This window comes from Sphingomonas sp. TF3, assembly GCF_003985085.1.
GTDB lineage: Bacteria > Pseudomonadota > Alphaproteobacteria > Sphingomonadales > Sphingomonadaceae > Sphingomonas.
The window spans coordinates 16,493-41,625 of the sequence record NZ_RWKS01000015.1 but is presented as its reverse complement, the minus strand read 5'-3'; the positions used below and the strand labels follow the sequence as shown (position 1 = coordinate 41,625).

Sequence of the window (25,133 nt, the reverse complement as noted above, 5' to 3'; positions counted from 1 at the left end):
TTACCCCGCCGCGCGGGCAAAGGCGGCGGCGTCGGCGACTTGCGCGTCGCTGGGGGTGACGCCGGTATAGAGCACGAACTGGTCGAGGGCTTGCAAGGTCGCGATCTCGGTGCCGGTGATGATCCGTTTGCCCGCCACTTGCGCGGCGCGCAGCAGCCGTGTTTCCGGCGGATATTGCACCACGTCGATGACGACCCGGCTTGCCACGATCATCGTTTCGGGAAAGGCGAGCGCATCGGCGTCGCCGCCCGCCATGCCGATCGGCGTGACGTTGATCAGCAAGGGCGCGCCCGCCGGGTCGAGATCGGCCCGCCAGCGAAAGCCGTAGCGCGTTGCCAGTGCCTGTCCCTGCTCGGCGTTGCGCGCGACGATCGTGCCGTTGCGAAACCCGCTATTGCAGAGTGCTGCGGCGACCGCCTTGGCCATGCCGCCCGATCCGCGCAGCAGAAATGGCGTTGCGGGGTCGATGTCGGCAATCAGCCGCGCCACCGCCGCATAATCGGTATTGTGCCCGGTCAGCACCCCCTCATCGTTGACGATGGTATTGACGCTGTCGATCGCGGCGGCGGAGGGGGCGATGCTGTCGAGCAGCGGGATCACGGCTTCCTTGAACGGCATCGAGATCGCGCACCCGCGAATGTCGAGCGCGCGAATGCCGCGCACCGCGCCCTCCAGGTCGCGCGTCGAAAACGCCTTGTAGACGAAATCGAGCCCGAGCAGCTCATAGAGCCGGTTGTGGAAGCGCGTTCCGAAATTGCCAGGTCGCGCCGATAGCGACATGCACAGCCGCGTATCGCGCCCGATCAGCGGTTTGGTGGGCATCGGCGTGTCCTCGTCAGTCCGCCAGCGCTTCGGCGATCAGCTTGCGGCTATTGTCGATGCCGTACAGCGCGATGAAGCTGCCCATGCGTGGACCCTGGCTCGAACCGAGCAGCGTTTCGTACAAAGCCCCGAACCAGGCGCGCAGCGGATCGAACCCGCCTTCATTGCCGATCGCATAGACGATGTTCTGCAAATCGACCGCCGAGCTGTCGGCAGGCGCAGCCGCGAGTTCGCGGTCGAGCCGTTCGAGCGCGGCAATCTCGATGCCCTCGGGCTTGCGGCGCTGGAGCGTCGGCGCGACGTAATCGCGGTTATAGGCGAGTGCATGACCGATCAGCGCATTGAGTTCGGGCGTGATGGCACCTTCGATATAGTTGCTGAGATAGCCGTGCACTTGCTCCGCCGTCGCGCCCGCGCCCAGCACGCCGACCAGATTAAGCAGCAAGCCGAAGGTCACCGGCGGGTTGGTGTCCGGCACCGCGGCATTGTGAATGTGGTGCACCGGATTGCCGAGCTTCTGTTCGACCGGCTGGGCGGCATAGCTGCCGCGGAACTGGAAATAGTCGTCCACCGCGCGCGGAATGACGCCGATGTGCAGCTGCTTGGCCTTTTTGGGCTCGCGATAGGCGAAGAAGGCCAGGCTCTCCTGCGTGCCGTACTCGAGCCACTGCTCCAGCGTCAGGCCATTGCCTTTGGACTTGGAGATCTTCTCGCCCTTTTCGTCGAGGAACATCTCGTAGATCAGCCCCTCGGGTGGGCGACCGCCGAGCACGCGCGCGATCTTGCCCGACTGCACGCCGCTGTCGATCAGATCCTTGCCGTACATCTCATAATCGACGCCCAATGCGACCCAGCGCATCGCCCAATCGACCTTCCATTGTAGTTTCGCCTGACCGCCGAGCACCGACTGGACGAGCACTTCGCCATCGCTGTCGGTGAAGCGGATCGTGCCCTCTTCGACATTGACCACCTCGACCGGGACTTGCAGCACGATCCCGGTCTTGGGGCTGATCGGCAGGATCGGCGAATAGGTCGCGGCGCGTTCCTTGCGCAGCGTCGGCAGCATCACGCCCATGATCGCGGCATAATTGCGCAGCACGCCCTTCAGCGCATCATCGAACACGCCGGCTTCATATTGCGAGGCCGACGAGATGAATTCGTACTCGAAGCCGAAGCGATCGAGAAAATCGCGCAGCATGGCGTTGTTGTGGGCGGCGAAGCTTTCGAACTTCTCGAACGGATCGGGGATGCGGCTGAGCGGCTTGCCGAGGTTTTCGGTCAGCATCGCCTGGTTGGGCACGTTGTCGGGCACCTTGCGCAACCCGTCCATATCGTCGCTAAACTCGATCAACCGCGTCGGCGCATCGGACAGCGTCTGGAAGGCGTGGCGCACCATCGTCGTGCGCAGCACTTCGTTGAAGGTGCCGATATGCGGCAGACCCGACGGGCCATAGCCGGTCTCGAAGATGATCGGCGCACCACCCGGTTTGCCCTCAGGATAGCGCTTGAGCAGCTTGCGCGCCTCTTCATACGGCCAGGCTTTGGAATCGAGGGCGGCGGTGCGGAAAACGTCGGTCATAAGCGGGGGCGTAGCGCATGGGTGCGGCGCGGCACAACCTCCATCGGGCGGGATGCGTCATATAGGGCGGATCAAGGTTGCCCTTTCGTTCCGGCTCGCGCACTGTCGGCGCGATGTCGCCGCTCCCCGATCTTGCGCTGCCCTATCCCGCCCTCCACGCCAGCCACAGCGGCATCTGGATCGCGGATGAAGGCGGCACGCGACCGATCGGGCGCGGGGAGGCGATCCGCATTGCGGCCGATACGCCGGTCATCCTGCTCAATGCCGCCTTGGTCGGGCAGCGGCTGGGCTATGCCGATCTGTCGGGGCTCGATCTGCTCGAACTGTTCGCCTTTCTGTGTCCGGCGCGCTTCATGGTGCCGACGCCGCGCGGGCTCGCGCGCGTGACGGGGCTGACGCCGCCCGCCGCCGATGCCGAAGTCGCCACCTTCCTGCGCGCCGCCGCCGGGGCGTTGCTCGGCATGATCGAGGGCGAGTGGCCCGAACGCGAGGGCGCGTGGACTGCGGCGCAGTCGCTGTTCCGCCTCCGCTGGACCTGGGCACCGGTGCTGACCCAGCGCCTGAAAAAGCCCGAGACGGCCGAGCGCTGGCTGTTCACCAAGCTCGGCGAATGGTCGGAGGGCGCGCCGCGCGCGCAGCCGCGCACCGTCACGCTGGAAGCGGACGAAACGCAGGCCCGGCTTGCTCGCTTGACCGGCAGCACTGCCGAGCAGCGTCCCGGCCAACGTGCCTATGCGCAGGCGGCGCGCGAGGCGTTTGGGCCGCGCATGGCGGCGGGGATGCCCAACATGGTGCTCGCCGAAGCCGGCACCGGCATCGGCAAGACGCTTGGCTATCTCGCGCCGGCTTCGCTTTGGGCGGAGAAGGCCGATGGCGCGGTGTGGGTATCGACCTTCACCAAGGCGCTGCAACGGCAATTGGGGCATGAAAGCGCGCGGCTGTTCCCCGATGCGGCAACCCGCCGGGCGAAGGTGGTGACGCGCAAGGGCCGCGAGAATTACCTGTGCCTGTTGAACCTGGAAGATGCGCTGCAAGGCGGTTTCGCCGGGCGCGCCGCGATCCTGGCGCAGCTGGTCGCGCGCTGGGCGGCGTATAGCGCCGATGGCGATATGGTCGGCGGCGATCTGCCCGGCTGGCTGCCGACGCTGTTTCGTCGCAACGGCGCGACCGCGCTCACCGACCGGCGCGGCGAGTGCGTCTATGCGGGGTGCCCGCATTACCGCAAATGCTTCATCGAAAAGGCCGCGCGCGCGAGTGCCGATGCCGATCTGGTCATCGCCAACCACGCTTTGGTGATGGTCAATGCCGCGCGCGGACGGGAATCGACCACGCGCCCGACGCGCTATGTGTTCGACGAGGGGCATCATCTGTTCGATGCCGCCGACGCGATGTTCTCGACCGCGCTGACCGGTGCCGAGACGATCGAGCTCAGGCGTTGGGTGCTCGGCCCCGAATCGGGCGGGCGCGGGCGGCGACGCGGGCTGGCGGCGCGGTTGTCCGACGTCGCGAGCTATGACGAGGGCGGCGCGCGCGCGATCGCGGATGCGGTGAACGCGGCGCAGGCGCTGGCGAGTGATGGCTGGCTGCAGCGCCTGGGCGAGGGCGCGCCGTTCGGCCCGATCGAGGCGCTGCTCGCGGCGGTGCGCGGCCTCACCTATGCGCGCGCCGAATCGGGGCGCGATCCGGGCGGCGATGCTGGCTATGGCTTGGAGACCGAACTGGCCGAGCCCGATCCCGGCTTGATCGAGGCGGCAGGCCCGGCAGCGGAAGCGCTGGATGCGTTGGTACGCCCGCTGGTGGCGCTCGGGCGGCGACTCGAGGCGGTGCTCGACGAAGCACCCGACTGGATGGATGGCCCGGCGCGCGCGCGCATCGAAGGCGCGATCGCCTCGCTTGGCTGGCGCGCCGAGACGGTGGCGGCGTGGCTGTCGCTGCTTGCGCGGATCGGCGGGCCGGCCTCGCCCGATTTCGTCGACTGGATGGCGGTCGATCGCGTCGAGGGGCGCGATTATGATGTCGGCCTGCACCGCCACTGGCTTGATCCGACGCGGCCTTTTGCCGAGACCGTGCTGAAACCCGCGCATGGCGTGCTGGTAACCTCGGCGACCTTGCGCGGCGGCGGCGATTGGGACGTGGCGGAGGCGCGCACCGGGGCGACGCATCTGCTGCGCGGCGCGAGCCGGTTCGAGGCGGCGTCGCCGTTCGATTATGCGAGCCAAGCCGAAGTGCTGATTGTCACCGATGTGAAGCGCGGCGATATGGGCGCGCTCGCCAATGCCTATGCGCGGCTCGGCGTGGCGAGCGGCGGCGGGATGCTCGGCCTGTTCACCGCGATCCGGCGGTTGCGCGGCGTCCATGCCCGTATCGCCGATCGGCTCGCGCGAGAGGGGCTGCCGCTCTACGCCCAGCATGTCGATCCGATCGATACCGGTACATTGGTCGATATTTTCCGGGATGATCCGGCGGCATCCTTGCTTGGCACGGACGCGTTGCGCGATGGCGTCGATGTGCCGGGCCGGTCGCTGCGGATGGTGGTGATGGAGGGCGTGCCCTGGCCCAAACCGACCGTCCTGCACGCCGCGCGGCGTCTGGCAGGCGGCGGCAGCGGCTATGATGACCGCATCGTGCGGGCGCGGCTGGCGCAGGCGTTTGGGCGCCTGATTCGTCGCGCGGACGACCATGGCGTGTTCGTCTTGCTCTCTGCAGCGATGCCGTCGCGATTGCTGACGGCGTTTCCCCCAGGCGTCCGCATCACGCGCGTTACGCTGGATGAAGCGGTGGCGCATGCGGCAGCGCTTCCCTCCGCCGCGCAAACGGGGCATGAGGCGCGCGAAACCGCCTGACGGAGATCCGCATGACCGCCGGCACCAAGACGCTGACGTTGCTCCGCCACGCCAAATCGGGGTGGGACGATCCGGCGCTCCGCGATTATGACCGCGCCCTCAACGCGCGCGGCAAACGCGCCGCCGCGTTGATCGGCGGCTATTTGCGCAGCGGCGGCGCGGTGTTCGATCACGTGGTGGCCTCGCCCGCGCTCCGCGTGGTGGAGACGCTGGCCCAGGTCGAAACGGGCTATGGCCGCACGCTTGCGCCGGAGTGGGACCGACGCATCTACCTCGCTTCAGCGGTTACGCTGCTGGATATCGTCCACGAATTTTCCGAAGACACCGCGCGGGTCCTGCTGGTGGGGCACAATCCCGGGCTGGAGGATCTGGCGATGCTGCTGGTACCCGAATCGGAGGAGCCCCCGCGCGTTGCGCTTGAGGCCAAATATCCGACCGCGACGATCGCCGAACTCCAGTTTGAGGGGGACTGGGCCGACCTTGCAGCAGGCACCGCGCGGCTGGTGCGCTTCGTTCGTCCGCGCGATCTCGATCCGGCGTTGGGGCCCGAGGATTAATCCTTCGCCAACAGACTCTTTAAACCGGCAAGTGCCCCCGCCGGTTTGGCGTCTTCCTCGCTGATGACCCCCGCCGCGCGCAGCGCCGCCGCTGCATTGGGGCCGCGCGGGAACGGGTCGAGTGCCAGTGCCATCGTCTCCGCCGCCGCTTCGCCGAGATCGATCGCCGCGCCGTCATAGGGCATCGTGTCGAGCGCATCGAGATCGAGTTCGATTTCCTCCTCGGCGGCGGCTTCCTGCTCGGTGACGAAGCGCAAGGCGACGTCTTCGCTGACGGTGACGGGCAACGGCTCCTCGGTCACCGAGCACGCCTGCACCACCGACGCGCGCACTTCGCCGCGTGCCACCACGCCCGCCGCATCGCGCTGCACGCGAAAGGTCGCCTCCAGCCGATCGACCGCGAGCAGGCCAAACCGTTCCGCCAGTGCTGCCCGTTCGGTCGCATCGGCGGTGATCGAGACGCTGCGGGCCCCCTCGCCGATCGTGTCGATTCGCTCCAGTCGCGAAAATTCTGGGGTGGTCATGGCAGGTCTCCAGCGATCACCGCGGGGGCAGGGGTGGCGGCGAGCGCGTCGCGAAAGGCGATCAGCGCGGCTTGCGTATGTGCCAGCGCGGGCGGGGTGGGGTCGACGCCGCGATAGAGATTGCGCTGCAGCGCCGTAGCAAGATCGCCCATCGCCAGCCCATCGCGATATGCGCCCAGCCGCCCGCCAAGCATGCTCATCATCTTGCCGATATGCTTGCCGACCCCGATGTCGCCAATGCCGCTTTCGCGCAATTGTCCGTCCATGTCGGTGACGAAACGCTCGGTCAGGCGTGCGCTGACGGAGGCCGATTCGGCGTCTCCTTCCAGTCGCAACAGCACCAGCGCCAGCACCGCCGCCACCATATCGAAACGCCCGTCGAGCGTATCGGGCACGCCGCCCGCCTCATACCAATGCGGCGCGCGCGCGCGTTCGATCACGCCATTGTACAGCCGCAACGCGACCGTATCGCGCTCCCCGCCCAGCAATCTGGTAAGCCAGCCCAAAACCTTGTTCCCCATGCGCCCTTGTTTGGCCGCGTTTCCCGGCATATTGAGGCTCCCTGTCCGCGATGCAATGCGTCCCGGAGCTTTGCGTGCCTGTGGAGAGTGTCGATGAGCCCCAAGTCCGTCCGCCTGATGACGGCCGCTGCCCTCGCCACCAGTGTGTTCGGGGCCAGCGCCTGCGTTCCGCTGAAGGGGCATCAGGGCTATGTCATCGATTCGGATCTGGTGAATTCGGTCCAGGCGGGCACGGATAATCGTCAGTCGGTGCTCGCGGTGCTCGGCAAGCCGACCTTCACCAGCGAGTTCAACCAGGGCGACTGGTATTATATTTCGCGCGATGTCCGCAATTTCGCATACAATAATCCGCATGTGCACGATCAGGTGACGCTGCGCATCAGCTTCGATTCGCGCGGCGTCGTGTCGGCGGTGCGGCGCTCGGGGGCCGAGCAGGTCGCGTCGATCAGCCCGTCGGGCAAGACCACGCCGACCTTGGGCAAGAAGCGCAGCTTCTTCGACGAACTGTTCGGCAATATCGGCACGGTCGGCGCGATTGGTGGCGGCCAGGGCGGCAACAACAACACCGGTGGCGGCCGCGATACGCCGTAACGGGGCGAAACGCCCTTTCGGCAATCCTGACAAAATCCTGTCACCCGTGTTCGCAAACCGTTCAGGGCGCGCTTGCCAAAATCCCTTGCATGGCTTGACCTCTTGATCCGGTCGGCCAGACATGGAGGATATGATGCGCAAATTCATTGCCACCGCGCTGCTCGCTGCAACTCTCGTCCCGGTTGCCGCCAGTGCTCAATCGAACGAAGACCTGCGCCGGGACCGGCAAGACATCCGGCGCGACCAGCGCGATCTCCGCGACGCCCGCCACGATTATCGGGAAGACGTACGCGATCGGGAGCGCGCGTGGGGCCGCGATGACTGGCGCGGCTGGCGCGATCGCAACCCCAATTGGTATGCGCGCGGCCACTGGGAAGCGCCGTTCCGCTATACCGCGTTCCGCCCCGGCCTGCGCATCGGCGCGCCTTATTATGGCCCGCGCTACATCATCGCCGATCCATGGCGCTATCATCTGCGTCGTCCGGCTTATGGCCAGCAGTGGATCCGGCACTATGACGACGTGATCCTGGTCGATACGCGGCGCGGCTATGTCATCGACGTGATCCGCGGCTTCTATCGCTAAACCATATCGCACCGGCCGCGCCCTCGGCGCGGCCGGTGTTTCAGCGAATCGTGAACATCACTTGATCGACCACGCGCCCGCCGACATCGGTCAGGCGCAAGCGGTGCGTGCCCGGCCCGGCGATGATTTCGGGTTGCGAATCCGCCGCTCCAATGTCGGTCTTGTCGAGCCACAAACGATGCGCCGTCACCGCACCCGAAACATCGACCGCGAGGCGTTGCCGGTCGTGCGGAATGTCCGGATCGATCGCATAGACGCTGCCCGACACCGGATTGGTGATACGCGGCCGGCGCGATTCGTCGGGCGCGAAGGCGATGTGGCTTTGCCCGGTGCCGGCCAGAAAATATTCGGTGCGCGGTTGTTCGATCGCGCGCGCAAAGGTGATCGCGCGCGCTTCCACGCCCGCCGGGCGCGGCGGCGGCGTGCCGCGTTCCTCGGCATTGAGCGACAGCATGATGTCGCGCCACACCGGTGCCGCGCCGCTGACGCCCGACACCGCACGCATCGAATCGCCCTCGAGATTACCGACCCACACGGCAACCGTGTATTTCTGCGTGAAGCCGATGCACCAATTGTCGCGCAACGCCTTGCTCGTCCCCGTCTTCACCGCCGCCCAGAAGGGCAAATGCAGCGCCGAATCGAGCCCGAAAGTGACCGCGCGGGCATTGGCGTCGGCCATCATGTCGGCGACGATCCATGCGGCTTGCGGGGTGGTAATCGCGCGCGGGGCGGTGTGCGGTGCATCGAGCGTCAGCCGCAGCGGTGACCAGCGCCCGCCTTGCGCGAGGCTACGGTAAGCATCAGCCTGTTCGAGCAGGGTGACTTCAGCCGATCCCAAGGCAAGCGAATAGCCGTAATACTCGCCATCCTCGACCAGCCCGCGATAGCCCGTATCCCATAGTCGGTCGCGAAACGGATCGACCCCGACGAGCAGCAAGGTGCGCACGGCAGGCACGTTGAGCGACCCCGCCAGCGCCGAACGCGCCGACACCGGCCCCTTGAAGCCGCGATCGTAATTTTGCGGCACATACAGGCCCGACGCGGTGTCGAGTTGCACCGGCGAATCGTCGAGAATCGAGGCCGGGGTCAGATACCCCTTTTCGATCGCCTGGGCGTAGAGGAACGGCTTCAGCGTCGATCCCGCCTGACGATAGCTGTTCGCGCCGTCGACAGCGGGCGCGGTCGACGCCCCACCGATGCCGCCGACATAGGCCAGCACGTCGCCGCTGGCATTGTCGACCACCACCACCGCGCCATCCCGCGCGCGCGCGCCGCCAAGGCCCTGCAACTGCCGCTTCAAGGCGACGATGGCGAGCGTCTGGATGCGGCGATCGAGCGTGGTGGTCACCTTGAGCCCGGGCTTGGTCAGCAACCGGTCCGACAGATGCGGGGCAAGGCCGGGATCAAGCGCGAGGCTGCGCGCCGGGCCGAGCATCGAGGCGGCTTCCCCGGCAAAACGCCCGCAGTCCTGCTCGTGCGATACGGCGCAGGCGCGCCGCGCGACGGTTCCGGCGTCGGCCTGCGGATCGGGCAGCAGCGCCGCCAGTAGCAGTGCGTCATCGCGCGCGAGCGCGTCGGGGGTCTTGCCGAACAGCCCGAGCGCGGCCGCGCCAATGCCCTGCGCTTCGCCGCGAAACCCGGCCAGGTTGAGATAGGCTTCGAGGATCTGATCCTTCGACCAGCGTGATTCGAGCGCCCAGGCGGCGCGCATCTGGCGGATCTTGTCCCAGAAATGGCGCTGGCCGGGGGCGGCAAGGTCGGGCGCGAGGAAACCGGCGACCTGCATCGACAGCGTACTCGCCCCGCGCGCCCGTTCGCCCTTAGCCTTGTCGCGCGCGACCCCGGCGAGCGCGAGCCAGTCGACGCCGCCGTGTGAGAAGAAGCGGCGGTCCTCGACACCGACGATCGTCGTGCGCGCCACCGGGGCGATGTGGTCGAGCGGGGTCCAGGCGAGGCGGCGCGCCTTGAAATCGACCCGCGCGCTGTCGATCAGCACGCCGTTTCGGTCATAGAGCCACGCTTCGGATGGATGCCATGCGGCGCGGACCTGGGCGTAACCGGGGAGCGGCGGGGGCATGGTCGCATAATCAAGCGCGATGAAGGCGACGAGCGCGAGCGTTAGCCCGGCGACGCTCGCCCCCGCCCGAGTCTGGAGCGCAGCCCAAAGCTTTTCACCACCCCGGCGAACGCCGGGGCCCAGTTGCGACAGTTTCTGCAAGAGAGCGCCACGCTCGATCATTCAACCGCTCGATACTGGGCCCCGGCGTTCGCCGGGGTGAATTCAACAAAGATTATCGCTGCACCACCGTCATCGTATCGAGCGGCAGTTGCGCGCGGATCGCGGGCGAATACATCGCCTCGACCCGGCTCGGCGGCAGGTTGAAGCGTCCGGCTCCGTTCAGCCGCAGCATGTACGACGCGCTGAACGCCCCGCGCGGCACCCAGCCATAATAAGCCCGCCAGGTGTCGTTGCGCCGCTCGACATAGGCCGGGACGACGCCGACCTGAATGTCCCACAGCTTGCCATCGGCATCGCGCGCCTCGAACTTGGTGCCGGGTCCTGCCTGCGCTTGCCCGGCAAGGATTTGCGACTGCCCGCCCAGATCGCCGATGATGGTTGCGCCGGCCGGGATCGGATCGTTGATCACCACCCAGTTGCGCTCGGCGCTGGCCTTGACCGTGATCGTCACCTTGACCACGTCGCCGCGCGTGAGAACGCCCTTGGTGCGCGCTTGCACCACCTCGACACGGCGTTGCATCTCATAGCCGGCGAACAGCGGCTTGGTCAGCGGCACCGCTGCCGACACCGAGACGGTGGCCCACGGCCCGGCCCCACCCGATTGCGCGAGTTTCAGCGGGGTCTGGGTCGTCGGCAGCGCAAAGCTTGCGGTGCGCGCGGTGGCGGCGAGCGGCCAGCTCTTGCTGATCGTTTGCGTGCCCAACCCTAGCGTCGTCGTGCCGATGATCGCGCTGGCGGGATAGAGCGCGCCGAACTTGCGCGCCGCGATCGTGCCCCAGGCATTGGCGGTGGTGGTGTCCCACCGCCCGTGCGACTGGCGCAGCGCCACGCCGACCATCATCTTGGCGGCTTCGTCCTGCCAGCCTGGACGGCCGAGCGTGGCGATCACGGTCTTGATCGACGCTTCGTCGCCCGATGACATCAGCCACCATGGCTGATTGCTGCTGTCCGACAGATCGAGCCGTGTGCCTTCATAGACGAGCCGCGTGCGCAGGACGGCCTCGGCGGCGCTCTTCAGCGCAGCGCCATTGGCCAGGCCCTGCAGATGATCGAGCGACACGAGATAATCGGCCAGCAACGCGGTCGGCATCTCCTTTGGCGTCATGCTCAATTGGCCGAGCATCGCCGGGGTCGCGGCCCCGGCGCGAGCGAGCGCGTTGAAGGCATAGACGCGCTGCCAGCGCACATCGCCATAATCCTCATGCCGCAAGCGCCCGTCGAGCACGGCCTTCAGCCCCTCGATCATCTTCGCGCGCGGGCCTGCCGGGATCGGCAATCCGGCGTCGGAGGTCATCGCCAGCACATAAGCGGTCAGCGCTTCCGAGCCGGTCAGGCTGCCAGATGGCCAATAGCGCAGCAGGCCGTCATCCGCCTGATAGGCGGGAAGGTCGCCCGCCAGCGATTGCCACAGCCCGGCATCGCCCAGCGCGACCGCACGCGACAGACGCTGTTCGAAGCAATCATAAGGATAGCGCGCCATGAACTCGCGCACCCCGGCGAGCGGCGGTGCCAGCGTATCGTCGAGCCGGATATCGACCGTGCCGCGCCCCGCAATCGCGCCCGCAGGCGGCTGGATCGGGATGGTGGTGTCCGCGCCAACGCGCGCCAGCGTGCCCGCCCAGACTTCGACCGGATAGAGCGGCACCACCGCCTGATCGGTGGTGATCTGATCGACCGCTTTGCCGTTCGACGCCTTGGCGCTGACATGCCAGCGCAAGCGATCGATATTGGCCGGTGCGGTCAGATTCCACGCAACCGGCACCGCGCCGCCCGCCGGGATCGTCACCGTCAGCGGTTTGCCCTGCGCGATGGCCGGGGTGAGGTCGACCGTTGCCGTCACCGTCATCGGCTTGTCCGATCCGTTGCGCAGCGTGAAGCTCGACGCATAGAAATCGCCGGTGCGCACGACCGGGGGAATGCCGGCATAGATCGACAGATCCTGCGCGGTGCGCACGCTCGTCATGCCCGTGCCGTAAAGTTGCGCGCCATCGGTGGCGATCGCGACCAGCTTGAACGAGGATAGCGCGTCGCTCAGCGTCACCGGAATGCGGGCATGGCCGTTCTCGTCGAGCGCGACGCGGCCCTTCCACAGGATCACCGGCTGGAAATTCTCGCGATTGAGCCCGGAGGAATCGCCGCCGCCGCCGCCACCCGCCTCGACCGCTTTCTTGCCATAATGGCGTTTGCCGACGACTTGGGTCTGTGCGGTCGAGGTCAGCACCGACAGCGGGCGCTCGCCCATCAGCGCGGTCAGCACGTCCCAGCTATCATTGGGGGCGAGTTGCAGCAGCGCCTCATCGACCGCCGCAAAGGCAACGTCGGCGGTGCGCGCAGGCTTGCCGTCGGGCGTCTTCACCGCGACATCGACTTGCGCCACGTCGCGCACGGCGTAGCGCGCGCGATCGGCCTTGACCGCGACTTGCAATTGATGCGCTTCCCAGCCGACCTTCACCTTGGCGATGCCGAGGCGATAGCTCGGCTTGGCGAGATCGACGAGCGCAGTCGGCTCCTGTCCCTCGGGTGGGCTGCTCGCCAGCCCGACCGACTGGGCGATGCCGTGCAGCCACGTCCAAAATCCGCTTTCGGTGCGACCGCGCACGACCATGACCGAGACGAACACGTCGGGCGCGTAACTGCCCGGCATCTTCACTTCGACCACCGGATCGGTGCCGCTGAGTTCGGTGACGAAGCTCGACAGCACGCCTTCGCGCTCGACCGTGACCAGGGCGGTCGCCTTGCGGAAGGGCATCCGCACCTGGAAGCGCGCGGTGTCGCCCGCTTTATAGGCTTGCTGTTCGGGCACGACGTCCATGCGGTCGCCATTGTCGCCGCCGAACCACCAATCGTCATTGCCCGCCAGCCACACGCTTTGCGTCGCGCGCGCTTCATTGCCATTCGCGTCCTTGGTCGTGGCGACGGCATAGACTTCGCCGGAAATGCCCGGCGCGATCTTACACGTCGCCAGTCCCTGCGCGTCGGTGGTCGCGGTGCAGCTTTGCGCAAGCTTGGTCGTCTTCATGCGGTTGTCATAGGCATAGAAGCCGCCGATCAGCCGGCGCCGTGCTGTCAGGATCTGGCGGCTGTAGAGTGCGACCGAGATCGCTTGGTTGGCGATGGGCTTGCCACTGGTGTCGAGCGCGACGAAGCGCAGCCGCAAATCGTCCTGCTTCATCAGCCAGCCATCGGTCTTGACGCCCAATTGCACCGCGCTCGGGAAGATCGGGATGCGCTTGGACGCGGTCAGCATTTCGCCATTGGCGTCCTGATAATCCATTTCGACCAGCATGTCGGTGACGCCGTCCAGCGTCTGCGGCACGGCGACGGTCTGCTTGCCGGTGCCATCACCGCCGAGCGTGGTGGGCAGCGTCTGCGTTGGCGGGAGCGCGGTCTGCTCCTCCTCGCCATCGCCATTGAGCGGCTTGGTGCCCTCGGCGATTGCCTTGCCGCCGAAACTGTAGCTTTCATAGCCGTCGGGCTTGGTGTCATGCGCGAAATAGCCGATGCGCATGTCGACCGGCAGGTTCGATGCGCCGCCACCCGACAGATAGCCGACGAACAGATCGAGCAGCAGGTTGGCGGGGCGGATCGCGGGGTCCTTGGGGCCGGTGACGCTCGCGCGCATCGTCGGCAATTTATATTCGTCGACCTTGAAGGATTGCGTGGTTTCGATGCGGCGGCCATCGACGATCACCGAGAGATCATAATCGCCCATCGGCGCGCCGGCGGGGGCGGTCCACTCATTTTCGCCAATGCCGTTGGCGTCGATCGTCAGCGGCAGGTCGAACTGCGTGTCGGACCCGCGATGCTGCAGCCGGAGCGTGCCGGACACCGCCGGAGCCATGCCGAAGCCATCGGCGATCGATGTGCGCAGGATGTGCTTCATGTGGATCGTCTCGCCCTGGCGGACGAGCATGCGGTCGAACACCGTGTGCAGCATTTCGCCGCGCGCCTGATAGCCATAGGGCAAATCGAAGTCATACGGGCGGATGCCTTCGCCCCATGCCGTCAGCGTGAAGCTGAAGTCGTCGGCGGCGCGCGCCGAGACCATCAGCGGATGGCTGCTGGTACCTTCGCAACTGCCCCAGGTTTCGGGCTCGGGCAGGCCCGGCGGGGCATAGACGCCGCCGCTCTTGTCGGTCACGCCGCGCGCCAGCACTTCGCCGGTGCAGCTGTCGCTCACGCGCACTTCGGCCCCGGCGACGGGCTTGCCGGTGTCGAGTGCGGTCACCCAGGCGAGGCTCCTGGCGCGGCCCCATTTGAAGTGGACGCTCATATTGGTGACGAGCGCGGCTGCGGCGACATAGCGCGGCACCTTGCGCCCGAGCAGTGCCTGGCCCAGCACGGGGCTGGCCAGTTCGACGACATAGAAACCGGGCTTGCCGCCACCGAGCGGCATGCCGACGACTTCGAAATCCTTGCCCTTGCCGGGCAGGCCGATCTTCAGCGACGCGCCCTGCTTGCCGAGGATCGAGGTCGCGCCGGTATCGTTGATGCGGACCTTGTCCTTGCCGCGCGTTTCCTCATGGCTGGCGGTATCGTCGGCATGGCCGACGGTGCGCAGCCATTCGGCGATCTTGCCATCCGAGCCGTCGATACGCAGCGATTGCCCGGCGATGCTGAGGTTGGTGCCCTGAAGGGCTGGTTCGACATTGCGCACCGTCACCGGCAGCACGCCGCCTTGCTTCGATTCCAGAATGCCGAAGGGGGCTGCGAACTTCACCAGCGGCGGCGCCGCGTCGAAGCGCACGTCCAGCGGGAAGCGCTCGGCATTGGCGAGCGGGCGACCGCTTTCGTCCTTCACGCCCGCTGGCAGCAGCAGCTTGGCGGTTTGCGATTCCGGCAGCGGGCTCTTGAAGCCGATCGACGAGACGGTCGCCTTGCTCTTGGCATCGCCATGCCCGGAATCTTCGGACGAATCATCGAACAGCGTCGGGGTCAGCAGCTTGCCATCGGCGGTCTGGATGCGGATTTGCCTGGCGAGATCGCTCGCGACCGGCGCGGAGAAGCGCACCCACGCCTTTTCGACTGGATTGCACCCGGCCTGTGCGTTGACACGGCCGCATTCGAAGCGGGCGGTAAAGGGCTTGCGCACGGTGTAATCAAAACGCTGGTCGGTGCCCGCGATCTTGCCGCTGGCCCCTGCGATGTTGGCACCCCAAACCAGCGCCATGTCGGTGCCCGGCGGCAGGGGACGGCGGCACTTCAGTGCGGTCACCCCGGCATAAGCCTTGGCGCGATCGGCAGCGGCGGGGATCGTGGCGGGGAGCCCGGCGCTTTCCAGGAAGTTGCGCACGTTCCAATTCTCGGTGCCCATCTCGCCCAGCAGCTTGCCGGGCAGATCGGGTGCGAGCACTTCGACCGGGATCTTCTCGCCAATGCCCTTGACCGCGCAATAGGCATTGGCCGCGACCGATGCGGGGGTGGCGGGCAGATTGGCGGCGACCAGGAAGACCTGATCTTCCTCAATCTCGCTATCATATTGGCTGGGCAGCACGGCGCGCGCGACCGGGCCGCCGGCATCGACCGAAAATTCCTGTTGCCCGGTCACGGCATAGCCCGACACGCTTTTCAGGCCCGAGCGCAGCTTGAACTTGCAGACGGTGCCGCCGGGCAGGCCGTTTGCGAAATCATAGACGAAGGTCTGCGGATCGACCCACCGCCCCTGCCCGCTGACCGCGCAGGTGACGTCGAAGGGCGAGGCCGCGCGCGGATCGCCGAGTGGCACGATCGGCTGGCTGAAGCGTGCGGTGAAACGTTCGATCGCACCGTCGCCAATGCCGGGCGTGGCCAGGATGACTTGCGGGCTAGAGTCGCCAAAAGCGGTGATCGGAGCAAGCGCCAAAGCGAGCAGTGCGACTCGGAACGCGAGCTTCATCGAATCCTCCCAAAGGCCTTACCGCATGCTATAAAGCGACGAACCGTGCTAGTACAGCGACGAATGGTGACGGTGTGATGACAGCTTGCTACGCCGTCACAGCTGTTAGACACTCCGTGTAGATCGACTCGGGGGGCCGGTCGAGGGGAGGAACGCTCTTGGGGGGAGAGTGGGTCATCGCCGCGCTGGACGCGGTCGCGCGCGAGACGATGCTGTTCGCCGCGCTTGGCTTTCTCGTCGGTGGCCTCGATGATGTCGCGGTTGATATTGCCTGGATCGGGACGCGGCTGTGGCGGCGATCAGACGGGTTGCCCGCCACGCTGGAGGGCTACACCCGGCGCGTGCCGCGTCGGATCGCGGTGTTCGTCGCCGCCTGGGACGAAGCGGGCGTGATCGGCGCGATGTTGCGGACCTGCCTCGCACGCTTCGACCATCCCGACTACCGCATCTATGTCGGCACCTATCCCAATGATCTTCCGACTATCGCCGCCGTCGCGGAAGTCGCGGCGGACGATGACCGGATCCGGTTGGTGATCGGCCCGAACGATGGACCGACGACCAAGGCCGATTGCCTGAACGCGCTATGGGCGACGCTGCTGCGCGATGAGCAACGTGAACAGATTCGCGTGGCGGCGGTCGAACTGCACGATGCCGAGGACATGGTGCATCCGGGCGAATTGCGCGTGATCGATGCGCTGATCGGGCGCTATGCCGCCGTACAATTGCCGGTCTTGCCGTTGGTGGACGGCAAAGCGCGGCTCGTATCAGGCCATTATGCTGACGAGTTTGCGGAGGCACACGGGAAAAATCTCGTGGTGCGTCAGGCGCTGGGCGCTGGGTTGCCGCTGGCGGGCGTAGCGTGCGCGATTGAGCGCGGAATGCTCGAGCGGATTGCGGCGGCGCGCGGCGGCATGCCGTTCGATGCCGACAGCTTGACCGAGGATTATGAGCTCGGCCTGCACATTGCCGAGCTTGGCGGTCGCGGTGCGTTCGCGCGCGTGCGGGAGCGACCGGGTGGGCCCTTGGTCGCGGTGCGCGCCTATTTCCCGGCGACGCTGCAAGCCGCCGTTCGGCAGAAATCGCGCTGGATGACGGGCATTGCGCTGGCGGGGTGGGACCGGATGGGGTGGGCGCGCCCGCTCGACCTGCACGAACATTGGATGCGCATGCGCGACCGCCGCGCGCCGATTTCGGTGCTGGTGCTGGCGATCGCTTATGTCGCGCTGGTGGCTTGGGGCGCGTCTCGGCTGGGCCACGCGCTATTGGACGGCGGCGGGCTGCCGCTGTCGGATCCCATGGTGGGGGTGTTGCACGTCAACGCGGTCTTGCTGCTGTGGCGGCTCGTCTCGCGCGCGGCGTTTACCGGTGCGGCCTATGGCTGGCGCGAGGCTGTCTGGTCGCTGCCGCGCGCCTTTGTCGGCAATCTTATCGCCTTGCTCGCCGCGCGGCGCGCGATGGTCGCCTATGTCGCGTCGCTGCGCGGCACGGCGCTGCGCTGGGACAAGACCCAGCACATTTTTCCGGATCTGGCGCAGGTCGATCAGTGAAAGCCGGGCGGGGCCGCCCTTTGCGGTTCCTCGCTGTGTTCCTGCTGGTCTGGGTCGGGGTGCGGGTGGCATTGCTGTGGCCGCAGATCCATTCTGCGGCGGACGTGTTTCGCGCGGTCGTGCCGGTGCCGGTCGCGGCGATCACAAAGGAATCGTCCGTCGCTGTCGCCAGACCAGCGGCGGGGGACACTGTGCGGCGCTGGTACCGTGCCGCCGTGGCCAAGCCGCATGGCAGGGTGGCACTCCGCAAGCCCGATCCGACTCGGATCGCGCTCGCGCTGCTTGGTCTGGTCCGCTATGGCGACCCGCAACCGGTGACTCAGGCCGCCCCGTTAGTGCCAGGCTTGCCCCATCCGCCGCGCGAACCCCCGGCACCGCACGCGCGCTCACGCTGGTCCGGGAGCGCCTGGCTGCTCGCGCGTGGCGGTGCCGGGCTCGCGCCGGGCGGGCTTGGCGGGCAACTCGGCGGATCGCAAGCAGGGGTGCGGCTCGCTTATGCGATCGATCGCAAACGCCGCGTCGCATTGGCCGGGCGCGTGTCCTCGCCGCTGGGCCCGGGCCTGCGCGAGGCGGCGCTTGGCGTCGAATGGCAGCCGACTCGCCTGCCGCTGCGACTGGTCGCCGAACAGCGCTTCGCGATAACCGGCGGCCGTAGCGGACCGGCATTGGGAGTCGTCGGCGGACTTGATCCAACGCCGCTGCCGCTCGGGTTTCGGCTCGAAGGCTATGGCCAGGCCGGGGTGATTCGCCGCACCGCGACAGAGGCTTATGTCGATGGGGCGCTGCGCGTCGCGCATCCGCTGGCCGACATTGGCCGCGTCCGCCTCGATTTCGGCGCAGGGCTGTGGGGCGCGGCGCAGCGTGGCGCGGCGCGGCTCGATCTCGGGCCTTCGCTTGCCGTCGCTATCCCGATCGGGGCGCGTTCGGTGCGGTTCGGGCTCGACTGGCGGCAACGCGTCGCCGGGGCCGCGCGCCCGGGATCGGGGCTGGCGGTGACGCTCGGCAGCGATTTCTGAAACGGCGTGCTTTGCGCGGGAAGCGCGAGCGGCTAACGCTGTCGGGCAATGGACATCTACCTGCCCATCGCCAATCTTTCGGTCAACGCGCTCGTCATCGTGTTGCTGGGTGGCGGTGTCGGCCTGTTGTCGGGCATGTTCGGCGTCGGCGGCGGCTTCCTCACCACGCCGTTGCTGATCGTCTACGGCATTCCGCCAACCGTCGCCGCCGCCTCCGCTGCGAGTCAGGTGACCGGGGCCAGCGTTTCGGGCGTGTTCGCGCACGTCCGGCGCAAGGGCGTCGACTTCAAGATGGGCGGGGTGCTGGTCGCGGGCGGGCTGGTCGGGTCGGTGTTCGGCGGCTGGGTGTTCCGCTTGCTGCAGGCGAGCGGACAGATCGATACCGTAATCGCGATCGTCTATGTCGTGCTGCTCGGTTCGATCGGCAGCATGATGGCGAAGGAGGCGCTGGGCGCGATTCGCGCGACACGCCTCGGGCTGGCTCCCAAGGCGCGCAAGCGGCGGCATCATCCGCTGGTCGCGTCGCTGCCGCTGCGGACGCGCTTCTATCGCTCTGGGCTGTATATCTCGCCGCTCGCTCCGCTGCTGCTTGGCTTCGGCGTCGGCATCCTGACGATCCTGCTTGGTGTGGGTGGCGGGTTCATCCTGGTGCCGGCGATGCTGTATCTGCTCGGCATGACGACGCAGGTGGTGGTCGGCACGTCGCTGTTCCAGACGCTGTTCGTCACCGCGATGGCGACGATGGTGCACGCGACGACGACCAAGGCGGTCGATATCGTACTCGCGGCGCTGCTGCTGCTCGGCTCGGTCGCGGGCGCGCAGATCGGCGCGCGCTTTGCCGCAAAAGTGAAGCCCGAATATCTGCGGCTCGCTTTGGCGGTGATCGTGTTGCTTGTTGCGGGGCGGATTGCGCTGGGGCTCGGCTGGCGGCCCGATGAACTCTATTCGGTCGAAGTGTCGTGAGGCGCGGCTGGATCGCGGCTCTGTTGGCACCGCTGTTGATGGCGCAGTCCAAGCCGGTGCTGGTACCCGACGTGTCGCAACGCGACATCGAGATTCAGTACAGCTTCACCGGCGCGAACTTGCTGCTGTTCGGCGCGATCCTTTATCCCGGCGGACGCTTGCCCGATGACGATAAGCCGACCGACATCGTGGTGGTGGTGAAGGGGCCGGTGCAATCGATCCTGGTGCGCGAAAAGCAGAAACTGGGCGGGCTGATCTGGGTCAATGCCAGTCGCCTGCGCTATCGGTCCGCCCCCAGTTTTTACGCGATCGCCTCGTCCAAGCCGATTGCGCGGATGCTCGATGCGCGCACCCGCGCCATTTACGAATTGGGCTTGTCGAGCCTGCAACTGTCGCCCGCCTCCAGCGCGCCGACACAGGAACAGGATCGTTTTGCGCGCGGGCTGGTCGAACTGAAGGCGCGCACTGGACTGTATGTCGAAGCCCCGCGCGCGGTCGAGATCACCCAGGGCGTGCTGTATCGTGCACGCGTCACCATTCCCGCACGGGTGCCCGTCGGGCGCTTCACCGCGGAAACCTTCCTGATCCGCGATGGCCGCGTGCTGGCGGTGGCGACACGCGAAATCGACATCCGCAAATCGGGCTTCGAACGGTTCGTCGCGCGCTCGGCGGATCGGCAATCGGTGCTGTACGGGCTGGTTGCCGTGGCGTTGTCGGTGCTGTTCGGCTGGGGCGCGGGGGTAATCGCGCGACGGTTCTGAGGGCGGGTTGCCACCTCTCCCCCGTCCGCTTCGCTTGAGGACGTTACGAAAACAAGGGTTTGGAGGGCAGGCGCGGGGCTTTCCCGTCCATCAGCTGCTCCGCAACCACTGCCCAGTTCGCTATGCCCCAATCGAGTGGGTCTTGTTCCTTCAGAATTTCATCGTGGGAAAGGTTGTCCTCGATGAAGACATCCTGGAGCGGCACGGGCGTTCGGGTCCGGGCACAATAAAACACCCGCACCTTGGCGCGCGATGCGCGGCGACCGTTCAACAGGGTAACCGCGAGACGATCGGACGGCAGCCGTATGAGCAATCCCGCCGGATAAACCCCAATCACTTTCATAAAGGAAAGCAGAAGCTCTGGATCGAAATGGCCGACCCAACGGTGCATTTTGGTGATGGCCTGCTGCGACGTCCAAGCGCTTTTATAGACTCGGTTGGATGTCAGGGCGTCGTAAACGTCGCAGATGGCCGCCATCCGCGCCACGCGGCTGATCGCCTCCCCCTTCAACCGGAACGGATAGCCCGTGCCATCGACCCGCTCGTGATGATGGCGGCAGACGTCCAATACCACTGCGGGCGTCGTCGGGTCCTGGCGGAGCAGGTGATAGCCTCGCTCTGGGTGAGTGCGCACCACGGCAAACTCTTCGTCGGTCAGGGATTCGGGTTTCCGAAGAACGGCATCGGGGATGAAGATTTTCCCGATGTCGTGGAGAAGACCGGCGAGCCCGAGCTCGAAAACCTCTTGCTCGGTCATGCCCAGACTGCGCCCGAAACTGGCCAGGAGTGCGCTAACCGAGAGAGAGTGTACGTAGGTATATACATCGCGTGACTTGAGGCGCGTAATGGCGATCAGCGCGCGACGGTTGCGTTCAATCGACGATATTATGTCGACAACCGTCGCTGAAAATGCAGAAATATTTACAATATCTCCGCCGTGGACGGCGTCGAAGAGAGATTTTATTTCGTCGGTCGCGGCCCGGACCATTTCGGTCGCGCGCTCCGTCTCTTCGGCGAAACTGTTGGCCTGCTGTTGTGCCAATGGCGACCTTGGCGGCGATCCCCGGTCGGGACGCGTCGGAACGGTCGCGGTGGCCCGCCCGGAACTCGCGGCTTTCAAGGGCAGGCCGCGTCGCTCGTCGATCACGACCGATGGAACGGCGCTTTTGCGGATACGTTCGACATCGCTGGCATTTTTGACGAGGAAGCGCGTGAGCCAGAAGGGATTTTCCAGCCACGACTCATCGAAGGCATGAATGAACATGCCGATTTTAATCTGATCGGGCGTTATTCGTCTGAGCATTACTCTCCGTCGGCATAATTGGTGCGGGCGAATCGGTTAAAATTGCGTTCCCCCGCAGACGCCACGCGAGCACAAATGCCGATGGCCCGTCGGGCGCTGCGCCTGTCCTCATCCAATCTTTACCGGTTGCCTTGCATGAATTCCCCGACGCAAGCAGGGGCTGCCGCGAATGACCGAGATGCCGGGCGGAAACGCCTTTGTCCAAACCGTGCCGTTCGCAGCGGTGCCGTGCATTGGCATGGTGTTCGATATTGCCGGATCGAGCAGCATGGTGATGCTGGATCCCGTCGCGCTCGAAGGGACGATGGGGCATAGCGACGCCGTTATCGCCGCCGCCGGTTCGGTCGGCAGCCAAATCAAGGTGCGCGTCGGCGGCGCGTGGCTGATCGCCAATGTCCGCTCGTTGAAACTGGTCGACGGGCATGAGGATCGCATTGCCGCGCAGGTCGATTTCCTGGGCGAGGGCGACGAGGAAAAGCTGACAGGGAAGCTGTATAATTTCCGCCGCGGCGTCACGCGCTATCCGACGCCGGGGTATCCGGTCTATCCGGTTTCCACCGCCGATCTGACGCAGATCTATGCCGCCGACGAGCGCGCGAATATCGAGATCGGCACCGTGTATCCGACGCCCGACATCCGCGCGGCGCTGTATGTCGATGCTCTGCTCGGCAAACATTTCGCGCTGCTGGGCTCGACCGGCACGGGCAAGTCGACGGCGGCCGCGCTGATCCTCCACCGCATTTGCGAGCTGGCTCCGCAGGGGCATATCGTGATGGTCGATCCGCACGGCGAATATGCCGCAGCCTTCAAAGGCAATGGCGCGATCTACGACGTGTCCAACCTGCAAATGCCCTATTGGCTGATGAATTTCGAGGAACATTGCGAGGTGTTCGTCACCGCATCGGGGGCGGAACGGCAAATCGATGCCGACATCCTCGCCAAATGCCTGCTCGGCGCGCGCGCGAAGGGGCGGCTGGGGCAGGAAATCAGCAAGCTGACGGTCGATGCCCCGGTGCCGTATCTGCTGAGCGACCTGTCCAACCTGATTCAGCTCGAAATGGGCAAGCTCGATCGGGCGGGCGACACCGCGCCCTATTTGCGGCTGAAGACCAAGATCGACGAGATCAAGGCCGATCCACGTTATGGCTTCATGTTTTCGGGCATGTTGGTCGCCGATACGATGGGCGCGTTCCTCGAGCGGATCTTCCGCTTGCCCGGCGACGGCAAGGCGATTTCGATCATCGATGTGTCGGGCGTGCCGAGCGAGATTACCTCGGTGGTGGTGGCGGTGCTGGCGCGGATGGTGTTCGACTTTGCGATCTGGTCGCGTGGCGAGGCGCAGCGGCCGATCCTGCTCGTCTGCGAAGAGGCGCATCGCTACATTCCGAGCGGGCAGCACGCCGATTTTTCGAGCGTCGGACGCATCCTCAGCCGCATCGCCAAGGAAGGCCGCAAATATGGCGTGGCGCTGGGGTTGATTACCCAGCGGCCATCGGATCTGGCGGAGGGGGTGCTGTCGCAATGCGGCACGATCATCGCGATGCGGCTCAACAACGATCGCGACCAGGCCTTTGTCCGCGCGGCGATGCCCGAGGGTGCGCGCGGATTTCTCGATTCGATCCCCGCCTTGCGCAATCGCGAGGCGATCGTCTGCGGCGAGGGCGTCGCGATCCCGATCCGCGTCGCCTTCGATACGCTGGCCGAAGACAAGCGCCCCGCATCGGACGACCCCGTTTTCTCGCGGCTGTGGCGGGAAACCGGCGGAGAGGGCGAGATTATTGCGCGGACGCTCAAACGCTGGCGCGCGCAGGGGCGGTAACGCGGGCGTTACGCCCCGGGGCGTACCGCCAACAGGCTCGCCACTTTCGCCTTGAACTGGCGCAATTGCTCGCCCGACAGGGTGGCAATGCTGGAGAAGGAGAAGCCGCGCGGGTTGACCGCGACGCCGTTGCGGATGACTTCCCAATGGAGATGCGGGCCGGTCGACAGCCCGCTCGAGCCGCTATAGCCAATCACCTGGCCGCGCGCGACATGCTGCCCGGACCGCGTCGCGAACCGGCTGAGATGGCCGTAACACGTGACGATATTGCCGCCATGCGCCATCTTGATAAAATTGCCATAGCCGCCGCTGCGCCCGGCATAGACGATGGTGCCGTCGGCGGGGGCGTGGATCGGTGTGCCCCACGGCGTGCCGATATCGATGCCCTTGTGCATCCGCGTGAAGCCGAGCAGCGGGTGGAAACGCATTCCGAAGCTGGATGTCACCCGCGCCATCGACACCGGCATGGTGAACATGCCCTGCCGCTCGGCCTGGCCCGAGGCTTCATACCAGGTGCCGTCGGTCCATTTGACCAATTGCGTCTTCTTGTCGCCATGATCGAGCCCGGCGAAGAGCAGATTGCCGAGCTGCTGCTCGCCGGTTGCGGCGCGCTGGCGCTCGATCACCAGATCATAGGTGTCGCCCGAGGAAACCCGGCCGATCGCGAATTTGGTGGCGATTGCCTTGATATAGGTTTCGACCAGCTTCACCGGCACACCGGCGGCGCGCGCCGAACGGTACAGGCTGCCCCCGACCGGCCCCTGAATGCGCAGCGGCGTATTGTCGATCGCAATCGCCTGGCGGGTGAGCGTCAGGCCGCCGCCGACACGCTTCAACGTCAGTTCGAGATCGAAGCGCGCACGTACCGACAGCGCTTCGAGCGGACGTGCGACGGTCTTGTTGGGGCGCCGACCCAGCGTCATCGGGATTTGCGTGCCGGGCTTCAGATCGCCGAGCGGCACGGCGGACGAAATCAGCGCGGTGGCATCCTGCGCATCGCGTTCGGAAAGGCCGGCGCGCTGCAGCATGTCGCCAAAGCCGCCGCCGCGTCCGACGGTGACGGTGCGATCCTCGATCGGGCGTTCGGGTGCTTCGGCCAGCGGGACGACGAGGTCGTTCGCCGCCATATGTCGCCCGCTGTCGCCACCCCAGGCGATCGGCGCGATCGCTTGCGCGCGCGCTTCGTCGCGGTCGGTGCCGGAAAGCGGGCTGGGCATGGTGCCGAGCAACGGTCGACCGATCGGCGGAGCGATCGCAATCGCGCCAGCGCACAGGGCGGCGCAGGTCGCTGCGCCGCGCCACCAGTCGAGCGAACCGATTCGCGATCCGAGATCGGGCACCCAGTCGATCTGGAGCGCGGCGGCGCGCAGTCGATCGACCAGCCCCAGTTCGGGTTGTGGGACGATCGCTCGACCGAACGCCATCGTCGCCGTGCCGCCCGCCTGTTCCAGGTCATGATCGCTTCGCAAGAACAAGGCTGAGGGTGCCCCCGAAAATTCCACCTGCCGCCAGTACCCGCCCCGCAGCATCAGGCGTAGGACTGTGCCCGGCAAAGCCTAAAGTCAAATTAACCGAGCCGTTGAAATGGGC

17 protein-coding genes are annotated in these 25,133 nt (G+C 66.4%); 9 read left to right on the top strand and 8 right to left on the bottom strand.

The window, feature by feature from the left end:
• Complete coding sequence (locus tag EJC47_RS14050; RefSeq protein ID WP_126848584.1) at window positions 1–822, bottom strand: shikimate 5-dehydrogenase; 822 nt, start codon at window positions 820–822, stop codon at window positions 1–3.
• 13 nt (window positions 823–835) lie between these two features.
• Complete coding sequence (locus tag EJC47_RS14045) at window positions 836–2,401, bottom strand: lysine--tRNA ligase (protein WP_126848582.1); 1,566 nt, start codon at window positions 2,399–2,401, stop codon at window positions 836–838.
• Between the two features lie 113 nt (window positions 2,402–2,514).
• Here EJC47_RS14045 and EJC47_RS14040 point away from each other — a divergent pair, with 113 nt between their 5' ends.
• Complete coding sequence (locus EJC47_RS14040; protein WP_126848652.1) at window positions 2,515–5,244, top strand: ATP-dependent DNA helicase; 2,730 nt, start codon at window positions 2,515–2,517, stop codon at window positions 5,242–5,244.
• 11 nt (window positions 5,245–5,255) lie between these two features.
• The gene (locus tag EJC47_RS14035) at window positions 5,256–5,801 is read left to right on the top strand and encodes a SixA phosphatase family protein (RefSeq protein WP_126848580.1); all 546 of its coding nucleotides are present in this window, start codon (window positions 5,256–5,258) and stop codon (window positions 5,799–5,801) included.
• Here EJC47_RS14035 and EJC47_RS14030 read toward each other — a convergent pair.
• Together EJC47_RS14030 and EJC47_RS14025 are read right to left on the bottom strand one after the other, a co-directional pair.
• A complete protein-coding gene (locus tag EJC47_RS14030) occupies window positions 5,798–6,325 on the bottom strand; it encodes a YceD family protein (RefSeq protein WP_126848578.1) in 528 nt (175 codons plus the stop codon). The two genes, EJC47_RS14035 and EJC47_RS14030, sit on opposite strands and share 4 nt — an antisense overlap.
• Window positions 6,322–6,846, bottom strand: coding sequence for a ubiquinol-cytochrome C chaperone family protein (locus EJC47_RS14025; RefSeq protein WP_126848576.1), 525 nt, complete (start codon window positions 6,844–6,846; stop codon window positions 6,322–6,324). Before EJC47_RS14025 ends, EJC47_RS14030 begins: the two co-directional genes overlap by 4 nt.
• A 93-nt stretch (window positions 6,847–6,939) precedes the next feature.
• On the opposite strand from EJC47_RS14025, the gene EJC47_RS14020 reads away from it, so the two are divergent.
• Together EJC47_RS14020 and EJC47_RS14015 are read left to right on the top strand one after the other, a co-directional pair.
• Window positions 6,940–7,437 carry an outer membrane protein assembly factor BamE gene (locus tag EJC47_RS14020; protein ID WP_126848574.1) on the top strand — a complete coding sequence of 166 codons (498 nt, stop codon included), beginning with the start codon at window positions 6,940–6,942 and terminating at the stop codon, window positions 7,435–7,437.
• A gap of 133 nt (window positions 7,438–7,570) precedes the next feature.
• A complete protein-coding gene (locus tag EJC47_RS14015) occupies window positions 7,571–8,020 on the top strand; it encodes an RcnB family protein (protein WP_033965692.1) in 450 nt (149 codons plus the stop codon).
• A 40-nt stretch (window positions 8,021–8,060) separates the two neighbouring features.
• On the opposite strand, the gene pbpC is transcribed toward EJC47_RS14015, so the two are convergent.
• Window positions 8,061–10,259 carry a penicillin-binding protein 1C gene (pbpC, locus tag EJC47_RS14010; protein ID WP_126848572.1) on the bottom strand — a complete coding sequence of 733 codons (2,199 nt, stop codon included), beginning with the start codon at window positions 10,257–10,259 and terminating at the stop codon, window positions 8,061–8,063.
• A 52-nt stretch (window positions 10,260–10,311) separates the two neighbouring features.
• Complete coding sequence (locus EJC47_RS14005; protein ID WP_126848570.1) at window positions 10,312–16,134, bottom strand: alpha-2-macroglobulin family protein; 5,823 nt, start codon at window positions 16,132–16,134, stop codon at window positions 10,312–10,314.
• A 158-nt stretch (window positions 16,135–16,292) separates the two neighbouring features.
• Between EJC47_RS14005 and EJC47_RS14000 the strand changes: the two genes are divergently transcribed.
• Genes EJC47_RS14000 through EJC47_RS13985 form a run of 4 tightly spaced genes read left to right on the top strand, consistent with a single transcriptional unit; the run spans window position 16,293 to window position 20,421 of the window.
• Window positions 16,293–17,681: a glycosyl transferase family protein gene (locus EJC47_RS14000; protein WP_126848568.1), complete on the top strand. Its 1,389-nt coding sequence runs from the start codon at window positions 16,293–16,295 to the stop codon at window positions 17,679–17,681.
• Between the two features lie 20 nt (window positions 17,682–17,701).
• Window positions 17,702–18,697: a hypothetical protein gene (locus EJC47_RS13995; RefSeq protein WP_260591587.1), complete on the top strand. Its 996-nt coding sequence runs from the start codon at window positions 17,702–17,704 to the stop codon at window positions 18,695–18,697.
• Between the two features lie 48 nt (window positions 18,698–18,745).
• Window positions 18,746–19,660, top strand: a complete 915-nt coding sequence (locus tag EJC47_RS13990) for a sulfite exporter TauE/SafE family protein (RefSeq protein ID WP_126848566.1) — start codon at window positions 18,746–18,748, stop codon at window positions 19,658–19,660.
• A gap of 38 nt (window positions 19,661–19,698) precedes the next feature.
• Window positions 19,699–20,421: a TIGR02186 family protein gene (locus EJC47_RS13985; RefSeq protein ID WP_409574487.1), complete on the top strand. Its 723-nt coding sequence runs from the start codon at window positions 19,699–19,701 to the stop codon at window positions 20,419–20,421.
• 43 nt (window positions 20,422–20,464) lie between these two features.
• Here EJC47_RS13985 and EJC47_RS13980 read toward each other — a convergent pair whose 3' ends face one another.
• Complete coding sequence (locus tag EJC47_RS13980) at window positions 20,465–21,724, bottom strand: HD-GYP domain-containing protein (RefSeq protein WP_126848562.1); 1,260 nt, start codon at window positions 21,722–21,724, stop codon at window positions 20,465–20,467.
• 169 nt (window positions 21,725–21,893) lie between these two features.
• Between EJC47_RS13980 and EJC47_RS13975 the strand changes: the two genes are divergently transcribed.
• On the top strand, window positions 21,894–23,543 hold the full coding sequence (locus tag EJC47_RS13975; RefSeq protein WP_126848560.1) for an ATP-binding protein: 1,650 nt from the start codon (window positions 21,894–21,896) through the stop codon (window positions 23,541–23,543).
• An 8-nt stretch (window positions 23,544–23,551) separates the two neighbouring features.
• Here the strand turns inward: EJC47_RS13975 and EJC47_RS13970 are convergent, their stop codons facing one another.
• Window positions 23,552–25,018 carry a M23 family metallopeptidase gene (locus tag EJC47_RS13970; protein WP_126848558.1) on the bottom strand — a complete coding sequence of 489 codons (1,467 nt, stop codon included), beginning with the start codon at window positions 25,016–25,018 and terminating at the stop codon, window positions 23,552–23,554.
• Window positions 25,019–25,133: the final 115 nt, after the last annotated feature.

Coding starts and splice junctions, on each gene's coding strand:
- EJC47_RS14050 (WP_126848584.1), bottom strand. CDS start 822: ATGCCCACCAAACCGCTGATCGGGCGCGATACGCGGCTGTGCATGTCG.
- EJC47_RS14045 (WP_126848582.1), bottom strand. CDS start 2,401: ATGACCGACGTTTTCCGCACCGCCGCCCTCGATTCCAAAGCCTGGCCG.
- EJC47_RS14040 (WP_126848652.1), top strand. CDS start 2,515: ATGTCGCCGCTCCCCGATCTTGCGCTGCCCTATCCCGCCCTCCACGCC.
- EJC47_RS14035 (WP_126848580.1), top strand. CDS start 5,256: ATGACCGCCGGCACCAAGACGCTGACGTTGCTCCGCCACGCCAAATCG.
- EJC47_RS14030 (WP_126848578.1), bottom strand. CDS start 6,325: ATGACCACCCCAGAATTTTCGCGACTGGAGCGAATCGACACGATCGGC.
- EJC47_RS14025 (WP_126848576.1), bottom strand. CDS start 6,846: ATGGGGAACAAGGTTTTGGGCTGGCTTACCAGATTGCTGGGCGGGGAG.
- EJC47_RS14020 (WP_126848574.1), top strand. CDS start 6,940: ATGAGCCCCAAGTCCGTCCGCCTGATGACGGCCGCTGCCCTCGCCACC.
- EJC47_RS14015 (WP_033965692.1), top strand. CDS start 7,571: ATGCGCAAATTCATTGCCACCGCGCTGCTCGCTGCAACTCTCGTCCCG.
- pbpC (WP_126848572.1), bottom strand. CDS start 10,259: ATGATCGAGCGTGGCGCTCTCTTGCAGAAACTGTCGCAACTGGGCCCC.
- EJC47_RS14005 (WP_126848570.1), bottom strand. CDS start 16,134: ATGAAGCTCGCGTTCCGAGTCGCACTGCTCGCTTTGGCGCTTGCTCCG.
- EJC47_RS13990 (WP_126848566.1), top strand. CDS start 18,746: ATGGACATCTACCTGCCCATCGCCAATCTTTCGGTCAACGCGCTCGTC.
- EJC47_RS13985 (WP_409574487.1), top strand. CDS start 19,699: ATGGCGCAGTCCAAGCCGGTGCTGGTACCCGACGTGTCGCAACGCGAC.
- EJC47_RS13980 (WP_126848562.1), bottom strand. CDS start 21,724: ATGCTCAGACGAATAACGCCCGATCAGATTAAAATCGGCATGTTCATT.
- EJC47_RS13975 (WP_126848560.1), top strand. CDS start 21,894: ATGACCGAGATGCCGGGCGGAAACGCCTTTGTCCAAACCGTGCCGTTC.